This window comes from Sinorhizobium meliloti, from assembly GCF_017876815.1.
GTDB lineage: Bacteria > Pseudomonadota > Alphaproteobacteria > Rhizobiales > Rhizobiaceae > Sinorhizobium > Sinorhizobium meliloti.
This window is the reverse complement of the sequence record NZ_JAGIOS010000004.1, coordinates 191,337-213,054: the sequence shown is the minus strand read 5'-3', so window position 1 is coordinate 213,054 and position 21,718 is coordinate 191,337. Positions and strand designations below refer to the sequence as shown.

Here is a 21,718-nt window from a genome sequence, read left to right as displayed (position 1 = left end):
ATTCGCAGCAGCGTCTCTGGTTCTTGGCACAGTTGGACGAAGACAGCACGAACTATAACATTCCCCTGGGGTGGCGACTGCAGGGCAGGCTCGACCGTGTCGCCTGGCGGCGCAGCCTTGACCGCCTGTTTGCCCGTCACGAGGCGCTGCGCTGCACGTTCGTCGCCGGAGAGGATGACCCGCAGGTCCAGATTTTGTCCGGGGACAGGGGATTGCCGGTGGTCGAGCACGATCTGCGGGACAGGCCGGATGCGCAAGCCGCGCTTTTGGATCTGTGCCAAGAAGAGGCGCGCACGCCGTTCGATCTGGCGCGCGAGCCGCTGATCCGCGGCCGGCTGATCCGGCTGGCGGATGAGGAGCACGTCTTTCTGCTGACGCAGCATCACATAGTCTCGGACGGCTGGTCGATGGGGGTGCTGGTGCGCGAGCTCAGCAGCCTTTACCGCGCGTTTGAGGCTGGAGAGGACGATCCTTTGCCGCCGCTGGCGATCCAGTATCCGGATTATGCCGCCTGGCAACGGCAATGGTTGTCCGGCGAGCGGCTGCAGCGTCAGGCGCAGTATTGGCGCGACACCCTGTCTGGCGCCCCGGCCCGTCTGGCGCTGCCGACGGACCGGCCGCGGCCGGCACAGCAGTCGTTTGCCGGAGCCAGCGTGCCGGTTATCATCGATGAGGCTCTGACGCGCGGGCTCAAGCGGCTGAGCCGGCAGCATGGCACGACGTTGTTCATGACAGTGCTGGCGGCCTGGGCTGCGGTGCTGTCGCGCCTGTCCGGGCAGGACGATATCGTGATCGGTGTGCCGACGGCCAATCGTCGTCGCCGCGAGATCGAGGATCTAATCGGTTTCTTCGTCAACACCCTGGCGGTTCGAATCGATCTGTCGGGCGAGCCGAGCGTGTCCGATCTCCTGGAACGGGCGCGGCGCGCGGCCTTGACTGCGCAGGATCATCAGGACCTGCCGTTCGAGCAGGTGGTGGAGATCGTCCAGCCGCCCCGGGCTCTCGGTCACACGCCGTTGTTCCAGGTGGGACTGGCCTGGCAGAACAACACCGGCGGGTCATTGGACCTGCCGGGGCTGCAGGTGGAGGCTGCGGGCGAGGGGCTCGATCAGGTCAAGTTCGATCTGGAACTGAACCTGGGAGAGCAGGGCGAGGCCATCGCCGGGACTCTCGGTTATGCGACGGCGTTGTTCGACCGGGCGACGATCGAGCGGCAATGTGGTTATCTGCTGGCGCTGCTGCGGGCGATGCTTGCCGATGCCGAGCAGCCGGTGTCCGAGCTGGACATCCTGCCTCCCGACGAGCGCAGCTACCTGCTGGAGGAGTTGAACCGGACGGAAGCGGACTATCCGTCGGATCTTTGCGTGCATGCGCTGTTCGAGGCGCAGGTGCGCCGGGTGCCCGACGCGGTCGCACTGGTCTTCGAAGAGCAGTCGATCTCCTATGGCGCGCTCAATGCCGATGCCAACCGGCTGGCCCATCATCTGATCGGGCTCGGGGTGAGGCCGGACCAGCCAGTGGCGATCTGCGTCGAGCGCAGCCCGGCGATGGTGGTGGGACTGCTGGCGATCCTCAAGGCCGGCGGCGCCTATGTGCCGCTCGACCCGGCCTATCCCGGCGAACGGCTGCGGCAGTTGCTCGACGATGCCGGCCCGCGGCTGCTGCTTTGCGACGCCGCCGGCCGCGCGGCGTTGGGCGCCGAGGCAATCGACGATCTGAGCGCGGTCGATCTCGATGCGGCCACGCCCGCCTGGGCCGACCAGTCCGCTGACGATCCCGACCCGCATGCCCTCGGCCTGACAGCCCGCAATCTCGCCTATGTCATCTACACATCGGGATCCACCGGCACGCCTAAGGGCGTCATGGTCGAGCATGCGCAAATTGTCCGTTTGTTTGAGGCGACGCGGAGCTGGTACGATTTCAACGAGCGCGATGTCTGGTGCCTGTTTCATTCTTTCTCATTCGACTTCTCGGTTTGGGAGTTGTGGGGAGCGCTCCACTGTGGTGGCCGTCTGGTTCTCGTACCGGAGCATATAGCTCGCTCTGCTCCCGACTTTTATACGCTGGTTTGCAAGTCAAGCGCCACGGTGCTCAACCAGACGCCCTCGGCGTTTAAAGCTCTGATCGAAGCCGAGCGTGAGAGTGGAGTTCGCAACCAGCTTCGCTATTTGATTTTTGGAGGCGAGGCCCTGGAGCCTTCCTCTCTTAAGCCGTGGTTCGAACGGCATTGTGAGCATGCCCCACGGCTGATCAACATGTACGGCATCACAGAGACGACTGTGCATGTGACCTATCGGCTTCTTAACAAGTCTGATACGTCCAGCTCATGCGGTCCGATCGGCGAACGGATTCCGGATCTTCGGATCTATCTTCTGGACGGTCATGGTCAGCCGGTTCCGTTTGGGGCGGTTGGTGAGCTTTATATCGGCGGGGCGGGGGTGGCGCGCGGCTACCTGAACCGTCCGGATCTGACGGCGGAGCGGTTCCTGGCGGATCCGTTCAGCGGCAAGGCCGGCGCCCGGATGTACCGGAGCGGCGACCTGGCGCGCTACCTGCCGGACGGCAATCTCGAGTTTCTGGGCCGCAATGACGACCAGGTGAAGATCCGCGGCTTCCGCATCGAGCCGGGCGAGATCGCCGCCCGGCTGCTGGAGCATGAGCTTGTCGGCGATGCCGCGGTGGTGGCGCACGCGGATGCGGCGGGCGACAAGCGGCTCGTCGCCTATGTGGTTGCGAAGACGACGGACGGGTCGGCCGAAGCCGATGGCGCCGGGCTTGCTGCGTCGTTGCGGGCGCATCTGGGTGGCCTGCTACCGGACTACATGGTGCCGTCGGCCTTCGTGCGGCTGGATGCACTGCCGCTGACGGTGAACGGCAAGCTCGACCGCAAGGCGCTGCCGGTCCCCGACGACGATGCCTATGCGCGTCGGGCCTACGAGGCGCCGCAGGGCGAGATCGAGACGCTGCTGGCCGGGATCTGGGCCGAGCTTCTCGGCGTCGAGCAGGTCGGGCGCCACGACAACTTCTTCGAGCTCGGCGGCCACTCATTGTTGGCGGTGCGCGTGCTCGTCCGGCTGACCGAGGCCTTGGCAGTGGAGCTGCCGCTGGCGATCCTGTTCGCCAAGCCAACATTGGCCGATTTGGCGCTAAGTGTTGGCGAAGTGCTGAACGGTTCTGGTGCGCAGACAGCACCGGTCATCATGCCAGTCGGACGTGATGGTGCGCTTCCGCTGTCCTATTCGCAGCAGCGTCTCTGGTTCTTGGCACAGTTGGACGAAGACAGCACGAACTATAACATTCCCCTGGGGTGGCGACTGCAGGGCAGACTCGACCGTGTCGCCTGGCGGCGCAGCCTTGACCGCCTGTTTGCCCGTCACGAGGCGCTGCGCTGCACGTTCGTCGCCGGAGAGGATGACCCGCAGGTCCAGATTTTGTCCGGGGACAGGGGATTGCCGGTGGTCGAGCACGATCTGCGGGACAGGCCGGATGCGCAAGCCGCGCTTTTGGATCTGTGCCAAGAAGAGGCGCGCACGCCGTTCGATCTGGCGCGCGAGCCGCTGATCCGCGGCCGGCTGATCCGGCTGGCGGATGAGGAGCACGTCTTTCTGCTGACGCAGCATCACATAGTCTCGGACGGCTGGTCGATGGGGGTGCTGGTGCGCGAGCTCAGCAGCCTTTACCGCGCGTTTGAGGCTGGAGAGGACGATCCTTTGCCGCCGCTGGCGATCCAGTATCCGGATTATGCCGCCTGGCAACGGCAATGGTTGTCCGGCGAGCGGCTGCAGCGTCAGGCGCAGTATTGGCGCGACACCCTGTCTGGCGCCCCGGCCCGTCTGGCGCTGCCGACGGACCGGCCGCGGCCGGCACAGCAGTCGTTTGCCGGAGCCAGCGTGCCGGTTATCATCGATGAGGCTCTGACGCGCGGGCTCAAGCGGCTGAGCCGGCAGCATGGCACGACGTTGTTCATGACAGTGCTGGCGGCCTGGGCTGCGGTGCTGTCGCGCCTGTCCGGGCAGGACGATATCGTGATCGGTGTGCCGACGGCCAATCGTCGTCGCCGCGAGATCGAGGATCTAATCGGTTTCTTCGTCAACACCCTGGCGGTTCGAATCGATCTGTCGGGCGAGCCGAGCGTGTCCGATCTCCTGGAACGGGCGCGGCGCGCGGCCTTGACTGCGCAGGATCATCAGGACCTGCCGTTCGAGCAGGTGGTGGAGATCGTCCAGCCGCCCCGGGCTCTCGGTCACACGCCGTTGTTCCAGGTGGGACTGGCCTGGCAGAACAACACCGGCGGGTCATTGGACCTGCCGGGGCTGCAGGTGGAGGCTGCGGGCGAGGGGCTCGATCAGGTCAAGTTCGATCTGGAACTGAACCTGGGAGAGCAGGGCGAGGCCATCGCCGGGACTCTCGGTTATGCGACGGCGTTGTTCGACCGGGCGACGATCGAGCGGCAATGTGGTTATCTGCTGGCGCTGCTGCGGGCGATGCTTGCCGATGCCGAGCAGCCGGTGTCCGAGCTGGACATCCTGCCTCCCGACGAGCGCAGCTACCTGCTGGAGGAGTTGAACCGGACGGAAGCGGACTATCCGTCGGATCTTTGCGTGCATGCGCTGTTCGAGGCGCAGGTGCGCCGGGTGCCCGACGCGGTCGCACTGGTCTTCGAAGAGCAGTCGATCTCCTATGGCGCGCTCAATGCCGATGCCAACCGGCTGGCCCATCATCTGATCGGGCTCGGGGTGAGGCCGGACCAGCCAGTGGCGATCTGCGTCGAGCGCAGCCCGGCGATGGTGGTGGGACTGCTGGCGATCCTCAAGGCCGGCGGCGCCTATGTGCCGCTCGACCCGGCCTATCCCGGCGAACGGCTGCGGCAGTTGCTCGACGATGCCGGCCCGCGGCTGCTGCTTTGCGACGCCGCCGGTCGCGCGGCGTTGGGCGCCGAGGCAATCGCCGATCTGAGCGCGGTCGATCTCGATACGGCCATGCCCGCCTGGGCCGACCAGTCCGCTGACGATCCCGACCCGCATGCCCTCGGCCTGACAGCCCGCAATCTCGCCTATGTCATCTACACATCGGGATCCACCGGCACGCCTAAGGGCGTCATGGTCGAGCATCGGAACACAGTGAACCTGCTGCATTGGAGTGGCGGCGTGTTTGCCGAATCAGAGATCAGGCGCACGCTGTTCTCGACCTCGGTCTGTTTTGATCTGTCCGTTTACGAGTGTTTCCTTCCGCTTTCGCAGGGAAGCAAGCTGTACCTCGTCGAGGATGCACTGAAGCTGGCCCGAACGCCCGTGGATGCCTCCTTGATCAACACGGTCCCCTCGGCGATCACCGCTCTGGTCAACCAGAAAGCCGTGCCGGCATCGGCAAGCGTCATCAATTTGGCGGGCGAGCGGGTGAAGGCAGACCTAATCGAGAGGATATTCGAGAGCACGCGCGTCCAGAAGATTTGCAATCTGTACGCCCCTTCGGAGACAACGACGTACTCGACTTGGATTTGCATGCCGAGGGGACAGGCTGTTGTCGAAACGATCGGGCGTCCGATCTCGAACACGCGGATCTATCTGCTGGACGGCCATGGTCAGCCGGTTCCGTTTGGGGCGGTTGGTGAGCTTTATATCGGCGGGGCGGGGGTGGCGCGCGGCTACCTGAACCGTCCGGATCTGACGGCGGAGCGGTTCCTGGCGGATCCGTTCAGCGGCAAGGCCGGCGCCCGGATGTACCGGAGCGGCGACCTGGCGCGCTACCTGCCGGACGGCAATCTCGAGTTTCTGGGCCGCAATGACGACCAGGTGAAGATCCGCGGCTTCCGCATCGAGCCGGGCGAGATCGCCGCCCGGCTGCTGGAGCATGAGCTTGTCGGCGATGCCGCGGTGGTGGCGCACGCGGATGCGGCGGGCGACAAGCGGCTCGTCGCCTATGTGGTTGCGAAGACGACGGACGGGTCGGCCGAAGCCGATGGCGCCGGGCTTGCTGCGTCGTTGCGGGCGCATCTGGGTGGCCTGCTACCGGACTACATGGTGCCGTCGGCCTTCGTGCGGCTGGATGCACTGCCGCTGACGGTGAACGGCAAGCTCGATCGCAAGGCGCTGCCGGTCCCCGACGACGATGCCTATGCGCGTCGGGCCTACGAGGCGCCGCAGGGCGAGATCGAGACGCTGCTGGCCGGGATCTGGGCCGAGCTTCTCGGCGTCGAGCAGGTCGGGCGCCACGACAACTTCTTCGAGCTCGGCGGCCACTCATTGTTGGCGGTGCGCGTGCTCGTCCGGCTGACCGAGGCCTTGGCAGTGGAGCTGCCGCTGGCGATCCTGTTCGCCAAGCCAACATTGGCCGATTTGGCGCTAAGTGTTGGCGAAGTGCTGAACGGTTCTGGTGCGCAGACAGCACCGGTCATCATGCCAGTCGGACGTGATGGTGCGCTTCCGCTGTCCTATTCGCAGCAGCGTCTCTGGTTCTTGGCACAGTTGGACGAAGACAGCACGAACTATAACATTCCCCTGGGGTGGCGACTGCAGGGCAGACTCGACCGTGTCGCCTGGCGGCGCAGCCTTGACCGCCTGTTTGCCCGTCACGAGGCGCTGCGCTGCACGTTCGTCGCCGGAGAGGATGACCCGCAGGTCCAGATTTTGTCCGGGGACAGGGGATTGCCGGTGGTCGAGCACGATCTGCGGGACAGGCCGGATGCGCAAGCCGCGCTTTTGGATCTGTGCCAAGAAGAGGCGCGCACGCCGTTCGATCTGGCGCGCGAGCCGCTGATCCGCGGCCGGCTGATCCGGCTGGCGGATGAGGAGCACGTCTTTCTGCTGACGCAGCATCACATAGTCTCGGACGGCTGGTCGATGGGGGTGCTGGTGCGCGAGCTCAGCAGCCTTTACCGCGCGTTTGAGGCTGGAGAGGACGATCCTTTGCCGCCGCTGGCGATCCAGTATCCGGATTATGCCGCCTGGCAACGGCAATGGTTGTCCGGCGAGCGGCTGCAGCGTCAGGCGCAGTATTGGCGCGACACCCTGTCTGGCGCCCCGGCCCGTCTGGCGCTGCCGACGGACCGGCCGCGGCCGGCACAGCAGTCGTTTGCCGGAGCCAGCGTGCCGGTTATCATCGATGAGGCTCTGACGCGCGGGCTCAAGCGGCTGAGCCGGCAGCATGGCACGACGTTGTTCATGACAGTGCTGGCGGCCTGGGCTGCGGTGCTGTCGCGCCTGTCCGGGCAGGACGATATCGTGATCGGTGTGCCGACGGCCAATCGTCGTCGCCGCGAGATCGAGGATCTAATCGGTTTCTTCGTCAACACCCTGGCGGTTCGAATCGATCTGTCGGGCGAGCCGAGCGTGTCCGATCTCCTGGAACGGGCGCGGCGCGCGGCCTTGACTGCGCAGGATCATCAGGACCTGCCGTTCGAGCAGGTGGTGGAGATCGTCCAGCCGCCCCGGGCTCTCGGTCACACGCCGTTGTTCCAGGTGGGACTGGCCTGGCAGAACAACACCGGCGGGTCATTGGACCTGCCGGGGCTGCAGGTGGAGGCTGCGGGCGAGGGGCTCGATCAGGTCAAGTTCGATCTGGAACTGAACCTGGGAGAGCAGGGCGAGGCCATCGCCGGGACTCTCGGTTATGCGACGGCGTTGTTCGACCGGGCGACGATCGAGCGGCAATGTGGTTATCTGCTGGCGCTGCTGCGGGCGATGCTTGCCGATGCCGAGCAGCCGGTGTCCGAGCTGGACATCCTGCCTCCCGACGAGCGCAGCTACCTGCTGGAGGAGTTGAACCGGACGGAAGCGGACTATCCGTCGGATCTTTGCGTGCATGCGCTGTTCGAGGCGCAGGTGCGCCGGGTGCCCGACGCGGTCGCACTGGTCTTCGAAGAGCAGTCGATCTCCTATGGCGCGCTCAATGCCGATGCCAACCGGCTGGCCCATCATCTGATCGGGCTCGGGGTGAGGCCGGACCAGCCAGTGGCGATCTGCGTCGAGCGCAGCCCGGCGATGGTGGTGGGACTGCTGGCGATCCTCAAGGCCGGCGGCGCCTATGTGCCGCTCGACCCGGCCTATCCCGGCGAACGGCTGCGGCAGTTGCTCGACGATGCCGGCCCGCGGCTGCTGCTTTGCGACGCCGCCGGCCGCGCGGCGTTGGGCGCCGAGGCAATCGACGATCTGAGCGCGGTCGATCTCGATGCAGCCATGCCCGCCTGGGCCGACCAGTCCGCTGACGATCCCGACCCGCATGCCCTCGGCCTGACAGCCCGCAATCTCGCCTATGTCATCTACACATCGGGATCCACCGGCACGCCTAAGGGCGTCATGGTCGAGCATCGCGGGATGACCAATTATCTAAGCTGGGCTCGTGAGAGCTACGCTCCCATATCCTCATCCGTCGTCTCCTCTTCGCTCGCCTTCGATGCCACGATTACCAGCCTGTTCGCGCCTCTAATCTGTGGTGCGCAGGAACATCTCATATCCAACCGAAATGAAACCGAAAACCTTAAGGTAGAGCTTGGCTTAGGCCGCAGCCTGGTCAAAATCACCCCGAGCCATCTGGATGTTCTTGGACAGCAACTGCAGTCGGCTGGAGATGCCAGTCAGGTGGAGGTGCTCGTCATTGGCGGTGAGGCATTGTCGTCTTCGACGGTCGAGCTATGGCGTCAGATCCAGCCGGCGGCTAGAATGGTCAACGAGTATGGCCCGACGGAAGCGGTTGTCGGTTGTGCTTTCCATGACATCCCTGCAGATCTTTCCGCATCGACGAATGTGCCGATCGGCCGTCCGATTGCGAACACGCGGCTTTATGTGCTTGACGGCCATGGTCAGCCGGTTCCGTTTGGGGCGGTTGGTGAGCTTTATATCGGCGGGGCGGGGGTGGCGCGCGGCTACCTGAACCGTCCGGATCTGACGGCGGAGCGGTTCCTGGCGGATCCGTTCAGCGGCAAGGCCGGCGCCCGGATGTACCGGAGCGGCGACCTGGCGCGCTACCTGCCGGACGGCAATCTCGAGTTTCTGGGCCGCAATGACGACCAGGTGAAGATCCGCGGCTTCCGCATCGAGCCGGGCGAGATCGCCGCCCGGCTGCTGGAGCATGAGCTTGTCGGCGATGCCGCGGTGGTGGCGCACGCGGATGCGGCGGGCGACAAGCGGCTCGTCGCCTATGTGGTTGCGAAGACGACGGACGGGTCGGCCGAAGCCGATGGCGCCGGGCTTGCTGCGTCGTTGCGGGCGCATCTGGGTGGCCTGCTACCGGACTACATGGTGCCGTCGGCCTTCGTGCGGCTGGATGCACTGCCGCTGACGGTGAACGGCAAGCTCGACCGCAAGGCGCTGCCGGTCCCCGACGACGATGCCTATGCGCGTCGGGCCTACGAGGCGCCGCAGGGCGAGATCGAGACGCTGCTGGCCGGGATCTGGGCCGAGCTTCTCGGCGTCGAGCAGGTCGGGCGCCACGACAACTTCTTCGAGCTCGGCGGCCACTCATTGTTGGCGGTGCGCGTGCTCGTCCGGCTGACCGAGGCCTTGGCAGTGGAGCTGCCGCTGGCGATCCTGTTCGCCAAGCCAACATTGGCCGATTTGGCGCTAAGTGTTGGCGAAGTGCTGAACGGTTCTGGTGCGCAGACAGCACCGGTCATCATGCCAGTCGGACGTGATGGTGCGCTTCCGCTGTCCTATTCGCAGCAGCGTCTCTGGTTCTTGGCACAGTTGGACGAAGACAGCACGAACTATAACATTCCCCTGGGGTGGCGACTGCAGGGCAGACTCGACCGTGTCGCCTGGCGGCGCAGCCTTGACCGCCTGTTTGCCCGTCACGAGGCGCTGCGCTGCACGTTCGTCGCCGGAGAGGATGACCCGCAGGTCCAGATTTTGTCCGGGGACAGGGGATTGCCGGTGGTCGAGCACGATCTGCGGGACAGGCCGGATGCGCAAGCCGCGCTTTTGGATCTGTGCCAAGAAGAGGCGCGCACGCCGTTCGATCTGGCGCGCGAGCCGCTGATCCGCGGCCGGCTGATCCGGCTGGCGGATGAGGAGCACGTCTTTCTGCTGACGCAGCATCACATAGTCTCGGACGGCTGGTCGATGGGGGTGCTGGTGCGCGAGCTCAGCAGCCTTTACCGCGCGTTTGAGGCTGGAGAGGACGATCCTTTGCCGCCGCTGGCGATCCAGTATCCGGATTATGCCGCCTGGCAACGGCAATGGTTGTCCGGCGAGCGGCTGCAGCGTCAGGCGCAGTATTGGCGCGACACCCTGTCTGGCGCCCCGGCCCGTCTGGCGCTGCCGACGGACCGGCCGCGGCCGGCACAGCAGTCGTTTGCCGGAGCCAGCGTGCCGGTTATCATCGATGAGGCTCTGACGCGCGGGCTCAAGCGGCTGAGCCGGCAGCATGGCACGACGTTGTTCATGACAGTGCTGGCGGCCTGGGCTGCGGTGCTGTCGCGCCTGTCCGGGCAGGACGATATCGTGATCGGTGTGCCGACGGCCAATCGTCGTCGCCGCGAGATCGAGGATCTAATCGGTTTCTTCGTCAACACCCTGGCGGTTCGAATCGATCTGTCGGGCGAGCCGAGCGTGTCCGATCTCCTGGAACGGGCGCGGCGCGCGGCCTTGACTGCGCAGGATCATCAGGACCTGCCGTTCGAGCAGGTGGTGGAGATCGTCCAGCCGCCCCGGGCTCTCGGTCACACGCCGTTGTTCCAGGTGGGACTGGCCTGGCAGAACAACACCGGCGGGTCATTGGACCTGCCGGGGCTGCAGGTGGAGGCTGCGGGCGAGGGGCTCGATCAGGTCAAGTTCGATCTGGAACTGAACCTGGGAGAGCAGGGCGAGGCCATCGCCGGGACTCTCGGTTATGCGACGGCGTTGTTCGACCGGGCGACGATCGAGCGGCAATGTGGTTATCTGCTGGCGCTGCTGCGGGCGATGCTTGCCGATGCCGAGCAGCCGGTGTCCGAGCTGGACATCCTGCCTCCCGACGAGCGCAGCTACCTGCTGGAGGAGTTGAACCGGACGGAAGCGGACTATCCGTCGGATCTTTGCGTGCATGCGCTGTTCGAGGCGCAGGTGCGCCGGGTGCCCGACGCGGTCGCACTGGTCTTCGAAGAGCAGTCGATCTCCTATGGCGCGCTCAATGCCGATGCCAACCGGCTGGCCCATCATCTGATCGGGCTCGGGGTGAGGCCGGACCAGCCAGTGGCGATCTGCGTCGAGCGCAGCCCGGCGATGGTGGTGGGACTGCTGGCGATCCTCAAGGCCGGCGGCGCCTATGTGCCGCTCGACCCGGCCTATCCCGGCGAACGGCTGCGGCAGTTGCTCGACGATGCCGGCCCGCGGCTGCTGCTTTGCGACGCCGCCGGTCGCGCGGCGTTGGGCGCCGAGGCAATCGCCGATCTGAGCGCGGTCGATCTCGATACGGCCATGCCCGCCTGGGCCGACCAGTCCGCTGACGATCCCGACCCGCATGCCCTCGGCCTGACAGCCCGCAATCTCGCCTATGTCATCTACACATCGGGATCCACCGGCACGCCTAAGGGCGTCATGGTCGAGCATCGCGGGATGACCAATTATCTAAGCTGGGCTCGTGAGAGCTACGCTCCCATATCCTCATCCGTCGTCTCCTCTTCGCTCGCCTTCGATGCCACGGTCAACAGCCTGTTTGCGCCTTTGGTCTCTGGCGGCCATGCATTGCTTACGAAAGAGGGGGACGAGGTCGAGGGGATCAGGTCAAGGGTCGGCACACCGTGCGGGCTGGTCAATGTCACCCCGAGCCATCTGGATGTTCTTGGACAGCAACTGCAGTCGGCTGGAGATGCCAGTCAGGTGGAGGTGCTCGTCATTGGCGGTGAGGCATTGTCGTCTTCGACGGTCGAGCTATGGCGTCAGATCCAGCCGGCGGCTAGAATGGTCAACGAGTATGGCCCGACGGAAGCGGTTGTCGGTTGTGCTTTCCATGACATCCCTGCAGATCTTTCCGCATCGACGAATGTGCCGATCGGCCGTCCGATTGCGAACACGCGGCTTTATGTGCTTGACGGCCATGGTCAGCCGGTTCCGTTTGGGGCGGTTGGTGAGCTTTATATCGGCGGGGCGGGGGTGGCGCGCGGCTACCTGAACCGTCCGGATCTGACGGCGGAGCGGTTCCTGGCGGATCGGTTCAGCGGCAAGGCCGGCGCCCGGATGTACCGGAGCGGCGACCTGGCGCGCTACCTGCCGGACGGCAATCTCGAGTTTCTGGGCCGCAATGACGACCAGGTGAAGATCCGCGGCTTCCGCATCGAGCCGGGCGAGATCGCCGCCCGGCTGCTGGAGCATGAGCTTGTCGGCGATGCCGCGGTGGTGGCGCACGCGGATGCGGCGGGCGACAAGCGGCTCGTCGCCTATGTGGTTGCGAAGACGACGGACGGGTCGGCCGAAGCCGATGGCGCCGGGCTTGCTGCGTCGTTGCGGGCGCATCTGGGTGGCCTGCTACCGGACTACATGGTGCCGTCGGCCTTCGTGCGGCTGGATGCACTGCCGCTGACGGTGAACGGCAAGCTCGATCGCAAGGCGCTGCCGGTCCCCGACGACGATGCCTATGCGCGTCGGGCCTACGAGGCGCCGCAGGGCGAGATCGAGACGCTGCTGGCCGGGATCTGGGCCGAGCTTCTCGGCGTCGAGCAGGTCGGGCGCCACGACAACTTCTTCGAACTCGGCGGCCACTCATTGTTGGCCGTTCAAATGATGGAGCGTCTGCGGCGGCTGTCGCTCGGGGTCGAGGTTCGCACCGTATTTGCAAAGCCGATGCTTGCCGATCTGGCCGCCAGTCTTGGCAGCCACCGGGAGGTGGCGGTGCCTGCCAACCCGATCACGGAACAGAGTACGGCGATCACGCCGCAGATGCTGCCGCTGATCGATCTTACCCAACCGGAGATCGACCGGATCGTGTCGACGGTGCCCGGCGGCGTCGGCAATATCCAGGATATCTATGGCCTGTCGCCGCTGCAGGACGGCATTCTGTTCCATCATTTGCTGGCAACCCAGGGTGACCCCTATCTCCTGATGTCGCAGATGGCCTTTGCCGAGCGGGGTGTGCTCGATCGCTACCTTGCTGCGGTTCAACAGGTGGTCGACCGCCACGACATTCTGCGCACGGCCTTTGTCTGGGAGGGTCTGTCGAGCCCGGCGCAGGTTGTCTGGCGCAAGGCGGCCTTGGATGTGCTCGAGGTCGAGCTGGAGGGCTGTGATGGTTCCGGCGCCGATGAGCTCAGGCGGCGGTTCGATCCGCGCCAGTACCGTCTCGACCTTGGCCGGGCGCCGCTGATGCGGTTCGTGATCGCGCGCGAACCGGGCAGTGGGCGCTGGCTGCTTTTGGTGTTGCAGCACCATCTGATCGGCGATCATACGACGGCCGAAGTGATGCATGCCGAGGTCCGGGCCGTGCTGCAGGGGCGCGCGCATGAGCTTGCAGCGCCGCAGCCGTTCCGCAACCTGGTGGCGCAGGCGCGGCTTGGCATGGATGCCAAAGCGCATGAAGCGTTCTTCCGGGAGATGCTGGCCGACATCGACGAGCCGACCCTGCCGTTCGCTCTGAGCGAGGTCTACGGCGACGGCCGCGGATCCCGCGAGGCACGGCGGATGCTGCCGCAGGCGCTCAACGATCGGCTGCGCCACCAGGCGCGGCGGCTGGGGGTGAGTCTGGCTAGCCTTTGCCATCTGGCCTGGGCCCAGGTGGTGGCGCTGAGCAGCGGGCGCGAGCAGGTGGTGTTCGGCACGGTGCTGTTCGGCCGCATGCATGCGGGTGCCGGCGCCGACCGTGCCATGGGCTTGTTCATGAATACCTTGCCGTTGCGGCTGGATCTGGATGAGACCGGGGTCGAGGAAAGTGTGCGTATCGCCCACGCCCGTCTGGCCGAATTGCTCTCACACGAGCATGCCTCGCTGGCATTGGCGCAACGCTGCAGCGATATTGCCGCACCAGCGCCACTGTTCAGTGCGCTGCTGAACTATCGCCACAACACGCCGGCCATGGCCGGCGAGGGAACAAGCGACGTGCTGTCCGGCATGGAATGGCTGGGGGGCGAGGAACGGACCAACTACCCGCTGACATTGTCGGTGGATGATTTTGGTCAGGAGCTGGGGCTCACGGCGGATGCGGTCGAACCGATCTCCGCCGATCGGATCTGCGGCTATATGCAGCGGGCGCTCGAGCAACTGGTCGACGCGCTGGAGCGAGCGCCCGATAGGCCGGTGCGCGAGCTCGACATTCTTCCGGCTGAGGAGCGCAGCTACCTGCTGGAGGAGTTGAACCGGACGGAAGCGGACTATCCGTCGGATCTTTGCGTGCATGCGCTGTTCGAGGCGCAGGTGCGCCGGGTGCCCGACGCGGTCGCACTGGTCTTCGAAGAGCAGTCGATCTCCTATGGCGCGCTCAATGCCGATGCCAACCGGCTGGCCCATCATCTGATCGGGCTCGGGGTGAGGCCGGACCAGCCAGTGGCGATCTGCGTCGAGCGCAGCCCGGCGATGGTGGTGGGACTGCTGGCGATCCTCAAGGCCGGCGGCGCCTATGTGCCGCTCGACCCGGCCTATCCCGGCGAACGGCTGCGGCAGTTGCTCGACGATGCCGGCCCGCGGCTGCTGCTTTGCGACGCCGCCGGTCGCGCGGCGTTGGGCGCCGAGGCAATCGCCGATCTGAGCGCGGTCGATCTCGATACGGCCATGCCCGCCTGGGCCGACCAGTCCGCTGACGATCCCGACCCGCATGCCCTCGGCCTGACAGCCCGCAATCTCGCCTATGTCATCTACACATCGGGATCCACCGGCACGCCTAAGGGCGTCATGGTCGAGCATCAAAGCCTGGTCAATCTCACAGCATGGCATGTGCAAACATTTTGTCCGCAACCAGAAACCTGCTGCACACTCACGGCTGGAGTGGCATTCGATGCCAGCGCTTGGGAGTTATGGTCTGCATTATACAATCGCAGCACATTGCTGCTCCCACCCAGACCGGCAGCAGGAGATCCTCTGCTTCTCCTGCAATGGTGGCGTGATCAACCACTGGACGCCGCCTTTTTAGTCACGCCGCTGGCTGCAACGGCATTGGAAGGCGAGCTGGTAACTCCCTTGTTGGAGTACTTGCTTATTGGCGGTGATCGTCTGCAGCGTGTGCCTTCCCGGCTACCGTCGCCTCTCAAGTTAATAAACAACTATGGTCCTACGGAAGTTACTGTGGTGGCAACGTCGGGACAGCTCTTCAGTGACGCTGTGCCACATATCGGCCGTCCGATTGCGAACACGCGGCTTTATGTGCTTGACGGCCATGGTCAGCCGGTTCCGTTTGGGGCGGTTGGTGAGCTTTATATCGGCGGGGCGGGGGTGGCGCGCGGCTACCTGAACCGTCCGGATCTGACGGCGGAGCGGTTCCTGGCGGATCCGTTCAGCGGCAAGGCCGGCGCCCGGATGTACCGGAGCGGCGACCTGGCGCGCTACCTGCCGGACGGCAATCTCGAGTTTCTGGGCCGCAATGACGACCAGGTGAAGATCCGCGGCTTCCGCATCGAGCCGGGCGAGATCGCCGCCCGGCTGCTGGAGCATGAGCTTGTCGGCGATGCCGCGGTGGTGGCGCACGCGGATGCGGCGGGCGACAAGCGGCTCGTCGCCTATGTGGTTGCGAAGACGACGGACGGGTCGGCCGAAGCCGATGGCGCCGGGCTTGCTGCGTCGTTGCGGGCGCATCTGGGTGGCCTGCTACCGGACTACATGGTGCCGTCGGCCTTCGTGCGGCTGGATGCACTGCCGCTGACGGTGAACGGCAAGCTCGACCGCAAGGCGCTGCCGGTCCCCGACGACGATGCCTATGCGCGTCGGGCCTACGAGGCGCCGCAGGGCGAGATCGAGACGCTGCTGGCCGGGATCTGGGCCGAGCTTCTCGGCGTCGAGCAGGTCGGGCGCCACGACAACTTCTTCGAGCTCGGCGGCCACTCATTGTTGGCCGTTCAAATGATGGAGCGTCTGCGGCGGCTGTCGCTCGGGGTCGAGGTTCGCACCGTATTTGCAAAGCCGATGCTTGCCGATCTGGCCGCCAGTCTTGGCAGCCACCGGGAGGTGGCGGTGCCTGCCAACCCGATCACGGAACAGAGTACGGCGATCACGCCGCAGATGCTGCCGCTGATCGATCTTACCCAACCGGAGATCGACCGGATCGTGTCGACGGTGCCCGGCGGCGTCGGCAATATCCAGGATATCTATGGCCTGTCGCCGCTGCAGGACGGCATTCTGTTCCATCATTTGCTGGCAACCCAGGGTGACCCCTATCTCCTGATGTCGCAGATGGCCTTTGCCGAGCGGGGTGTGCTCGATCGCTACCTTGCTGCGGTTCAACAGGTGGTCGACCGCCACGACATTCTGCGCACGGCCTTTGTCTGGGAGGGTCTGTCGAGCCCGGCGCAGGTTGTCTGGCGCAAGGCGGCCTTGGATGTGCTCGAGGTCGAGCTGGAGGGCTGTGATGGTTCCGGCGCCGATGAGCTCAGGCGGCGGTTCGATCCGCGCCAGTACCGTCTCGACCTTGGCCGGGCGCCGCTGATGCGGTTCGTGATCGCGCGCGAACCGGGCAGTGGGCGCTGGCTGCTTTTGGTGTTGCAGCACCATCTGATCGGCGATCATACGACGGCCGAAGTGATGCATGCCGAGGTCCGGGCCGTGCTGCAGGGGCGCGCGCATGAGCTTGCAGCGCCGCAGCCGTTCCGCAACCTGGTGGCGCAGGCGCGGCTTGGCATGGATGCCAAAGCGCATGAAGCGTTCTTCCGGGAGATGCTGGCCGACATCGACGAGCCGACCCTGCCGTTCGCTCTGAGCGAGGTCTACGGCGACGGCCGCGGATCCCGCGAGGCACGGCGGATGCTGCCGCAGGCGCTCAACGATCGGCTGCGCCACCAGGCGCGGCGGCTGGGGGTGAGTCTGGCTAGCCTTTGCCATCTGGCCTGGGCCCAGGTGGTGGCGCTGAGCAGCGGGCGCGAGCAGGTGGTGTTCGGCACGGTGCTGTTCGGCCGCATGCATGCGGGTGCCGGCGCCGACCGTGCCATGGGCTTGTTCATGAATACCTTGCCGTTGCGGCTGGATCTGGATGAGACCGGGGTCGAGGAAAGTGTGCGTATCGCCCACGCCCGTCTGGCCGAATTGCTCTCACACGAGCATGCCTCGCTGGCATTGGCGCAACGCTGCAGCGATATTGCCGCACCAGCGCCACTGTTCAGTGCGCTGCTGAACTATCGCCACAACACGCCGGCCATGGCCGGCGAGGGAACAAGCGACGTGCTGTCCGGCATGGAATGGCTGGGGGACGAGGAACGGACCAACTACCCGCTGACATTGTCGGTGGATGATTTTGGTCAGGAGCTGGGGCTCACGGCGGATGCGGTCGAACCGATCTCCGCCGATCGGATCTGCGGCTATATGCAGCGGGCGCTCGAGCAACTGGTCGACGCGCTGGAGCAAGCGCCCGATAGGCCGGTGCGCGAGCTCGACATTCTTCCGGCTGAGGAGCGCAGCTACCTGCTGGAGGAGTTGAACCGGACGGAAGCGGACTATCCGTCGGATCTTTGCGTGCATGCGCTGTTCGAGGCGCAGGTGCGCCGGGTGCCCGACGCGGTCGCACTGGTCTTCGAAGAGCAGTCGATCTCCTATGGCGCGCTCAATGCCGATGCCAACCGGCTGGCCCATCATCTGATCGGGCTCGGGGTGAGGCCGGACCAGCCAGTGGCGATCTGCGTCGAGCGCAGCCCGGCGATGGTGGTGGGACTGCTGGCGATCCTCAAGGCCGGCGGCGCCTATGTGCCGCTCGACCCGGCCTATCCCGGCGAACGGCTGCGGCAGTTGCTCGACGATGCCGGCCCGCGGCTGCTGCTTTGCGACGCCGCCGGCCGCGCGGCGTTGGGCGCCGAGGCAATCGCCGATCTGAGCGCGGTCGATCTCGATGCGGCCATGCCCGCTTGGGCCGACCAGTCCGCTGACGATCCCGACCCGCATGCCCTCGGCCTGACAGCCCGCAATCTCGCCTATGTCATCTACACATCGGGATCCACCGGCACGCCTAAGGGCGTCATGGTCGAGCATGCAAGTGTTCTCAATGTTCTACGCGCTCTTTTAGATGTATCGGGCCTCACAGAGCGCGATTCACTCCTCGCGATCACGACGATCTCTTTCGACATTGCGGGGCTGGAACTCTATCTGCCACTGGCCGTGGGAGCTAACGTCGTTGTTGCTCACGGAACCAGTGTTATTGGATTACAGCGGTATCTATCCCATCAGAAGATAACTGTGATGCAGGCGACCCCCGCGGCGTGGCGTATGCTCTTCGACGCCGGCTGGGAGGGTGCGCCCGATTTAAGTGCGTTGTGTGGCGGCGAAGCGTTGCCTTCAGAACTGGCCTCGAACCTCGGCAGAAGGGTAAAATCTCTCAGAAATCTTTATGGTCCGACGGAGACTACGATTTGGGCGACCACCTTTCTTACCGACACGAGAATTGAGGCGCCTCACCGGTATGTGCCGATCGGCCGTCCGATTGCGAACACGCGGCTTTATGTGCTTGACGGTCATGGCGCACCCGTCCCGTTTGGGGCGGTTGGTGAGCTTTATATCGGCGGGGCGGGGGTGGCGCGCGGCTACCTGAACCGTCCGGATCTGACGGCGGAGCGGTTCCTGGCGGATCGGTTCAGCGGCAAGGCCGGCGCCCGGATGTACCGGAGCGGCGACCTGGCGCGCTACCTGCCGGACGGCAATCTCGAGTTTCTGGGCCGCAATGACGACCAGGTGAAGATCCGCGGCTTCCGCATCGAGCCGGGCGAGATCGCCGCCCGGCTGCTGGAGCATGAGCTTGTCGGCGATGCCGCGGTGGTGGCGCACGCGGATGCGGCGGGCGACAAGCGGCTCGTCGCCTATGTGGTTGCGAAGACGACGGACGGGTCGGCCGAAGCCGATGGCGCCGGGCTTGCTGCGTCGTTGCGGGCGCATCTGGGTGGCCTGCTACCGGACTACATGGTGCCGTCGGCCTTCGTGCGGCTGGATGCACTGCCGCTGACGGTGAACGGCAAGCTCGACCGCAAGGCGCTGCCGGTCCCCGACGACGATGCCTATGCGCGTCGGGCCTACGAGGCGCCGCAGGGCGAGATCGAGACGCTGCTGGCCGGGATCTGGGCCGAGCTTCTCGGCGTCGAGCAGGTCGGGCGCCACGACAACTTCTTCGAACTCGGCGGCCACTCATTGTTGGCGGTGCGCGTGCTCGCCCAAGCGTTAGCCCTTGGGATGAAGGTCAGCGCCAGCAGCATTTTTGATGCCCCGATCCTCAAAGACCTCGCTCCGAAGATCGAGTTGGACTCATCCCATTATACACCCGGTGTGCTACCGGTTCGCACGATAGGGTCGCAAGCGCCAGTCTTCTTTGTTCCGACAGGTTATGGCGACTGCTCATATGTGTTCCGCTTAGTCAGAGAGATGGACATAGATTGCCATGTCTACGCTTTGCCTTGGCCGCCATTTGAGGAAGCTCGTCGAGCAAGCCTTGAAGAGATTGCAACAAAAGTAGCGCACGCAGTACGCAAAGTGCAGCCACGGGGACCATATCGATTTGCCGGGTATTCCTCTGGGGCTGTACTGGCGTATGCGCTCGCCGAGCGCCTGCTCAATCTGGAAGAAACGGTTTCATTTATGGCATTCATCGATGTGCCAATCCCGGCGATGTCGCCTGCGATGACGGATACAGAAATCGCTTTGCAAATGATCTTTGAACCTCTGGAGTCGCTGGGTGATGAGGGGTTCGAGGTGCTGCGCCAATCGGCCGGGCAGAGTTCCGTTGAGCAGTTGTTTGAGAAAGCGCGACAAATCGGTGCGGTCGTCGGTAGACCAGATCTCTACTATGACGCCATCAGATACGCGCAATTTCACCAAGCTGTGCATTCGTATGAGATGCCATCACTGCCAGTCAGCGTGCACCAATTTTATGCTCTGGAGCACTCTTTTAGCCGAGGGGCGCGACTTCCGGCAGGGCCGGACGCAAGTTCACCAATGCGCGGCTGGGATCGAATTTTGGGCGCGGAGTTTATCCAGGCTGTGCCCGTTCCAGGCGATCACGTGACGATGATGGCTGTTCCGGAAAACCGGCGGGTCTTGGCGCGCCAACTGTCAGCAGCCTTAAACAATTCGCCGACTACCCACCCGAACAGAAATCTGGATGTCAAATGACAGAGCGGCTATCCCACCTGAATACTCACCTTCCTTCGACCGCTGAGTTGTTAACCTTGGGGGGTGACGAGCGGATCGAACTTGATGCTGGTCAAATGACAAATAAGTACGGTCGTAAACCACTTCCCGACCGGGAAATATTCTCATTTGGTTCCGCGACCGCATCTACGATTTCTGACATCGGATTCTCAGCTGCGGAAAAACTACGCCAAAGGATATTGCAGACCTTGCATGGACGGGCACCGGAAGAACTTTATCTAGAAGAGATCGACAGACTTCGCACCGAATTCATTGGCTTATGCGGTTTGGAGCATATTCAAGGGCTAGAACTCATCGTTTCCCCTTCTGGCACCGACGCTCACATGCTCGCCTCCAAATTGGTCGCAGGAAGCGCCGTCGCAAAGACATTGGCAATTATGGTCCAATCGGAGGAGACGGGGAGTGGGATCGGTCATGCTCTGGCTGGCGGTATGCATTCTCCGCACCGCGAGAGTGGTGGAATAAGGGTTAATCCAGCCGATCCAATTGATGTTAGATCGATAGCAGTTCGCATGGAAGGTGCCCGTCTCCGCCCCATTGCGGCCGTCGATGATGAGCTTGAGGCAATAGTATCGGCTGCGATAACGCGGTACAGTCGTATTTTGATTGTGTTGACTGACGTTTCGAAAACCGGCGTACTGGCTCCAACTCCGAGCAAGGCGCTGGATTTGAAGCGTCGCTGGCGCGATAGTGTTGAAATTCTCATCGATGCATCTCAATTTCGATTGGCACCGAAGACGCTGCAAACCTACCTTACCATCGGCTGCTTGGTGATAGTTACTGGATCCAAGTTTTTGGGAGGTCCAGCCTTTTCGGCAATGCTCTTGGTTCCTGAGTCGCTGGCGTGCCGTTTGAAGAAACGGCCACTACACCCTATACCAGGAGCGAAGTCTTGCCGGGCAGACTGGCCACGAAATTGGGCAGGCGCTCAGTCACTCCCGGAAGCCAGTAATTTTGGTTTACTTTTGCGGTGGGAAGCTGCGCTCGTGGAGTTGCGTGCTTTCCGTAGTGTTTCAGAGGAAGATGTCCAAAGCGTCGTGTTTGACTTTCATAAGGAGGTTACCTCCTGGCTGAACAATGCGCCTAATTTTCAGCTGTTAGAGCAACCGACCTTACAACGCCATCTGCCCGTCACTCACAATTCTTGGGACGAACTACCGACAATTTTTCCTTTTATACTGTTTCACGTATGTCGACGTGCGGGGAGAAATCCGGTGGCTGTCCCGCAGACCAAGAGGATCTACGATCATTTGTGCCAGGATTCGACCGTGAAAGCCAAGACGCCCGGTGACTCAATGTTGTCAGTTCGTTGCGAAGTTGGACAACCGGTTCCTTGCGGCGAGCTTGAGGGCGTCCAGGTTGCCGCGTTGCGGCTTTGCCTTAGTGCACGCCTGATTGTGGAAGCGATCAACGCAGGCGAACGAGGCATGAAGCATTTGTTCGATCGAAGTCTGCTGGTCTTGGAAAAAGTCGCCTTCCTCACCAGAGAGTGA

General features: G+C 64.2%; 2 protein-coding genes (1 of these 2 running past the window's edge). Both read left to right on the top strand.

The window, feature by feature from the left end; all coding sequences use genetic code 11:
- Positions 1-20,186: the 3' portion of a non-ribosomal peptide synthetase gene (locus JOH52_RS34935; RefSeq protein ID WP_234942956.1), read on the top strand. It extends 151 nt beyond the left edge of the window; 20,186 of the gene's 20,337 nt are visible here — the last part of the coding sequence; its start codon lies off the left edge, out of view; the stop codon is at positions 20,184-20,186.
- Positions 20,183-21,718: a hypothetical protein gene (locus tag JOH52_RS34930; RefSeq protein ID WP_017266519.1), complete on the top strand. Its 1,536-nt coding sequence runs from the start codon at positions 20,183-20,185 to the stop codon at positions 21,716-21,718. The genes JOH52_RS34935 and JOH52_RS34930 overlap by 4 nt, the downstream gene beginning before the upstream one ends.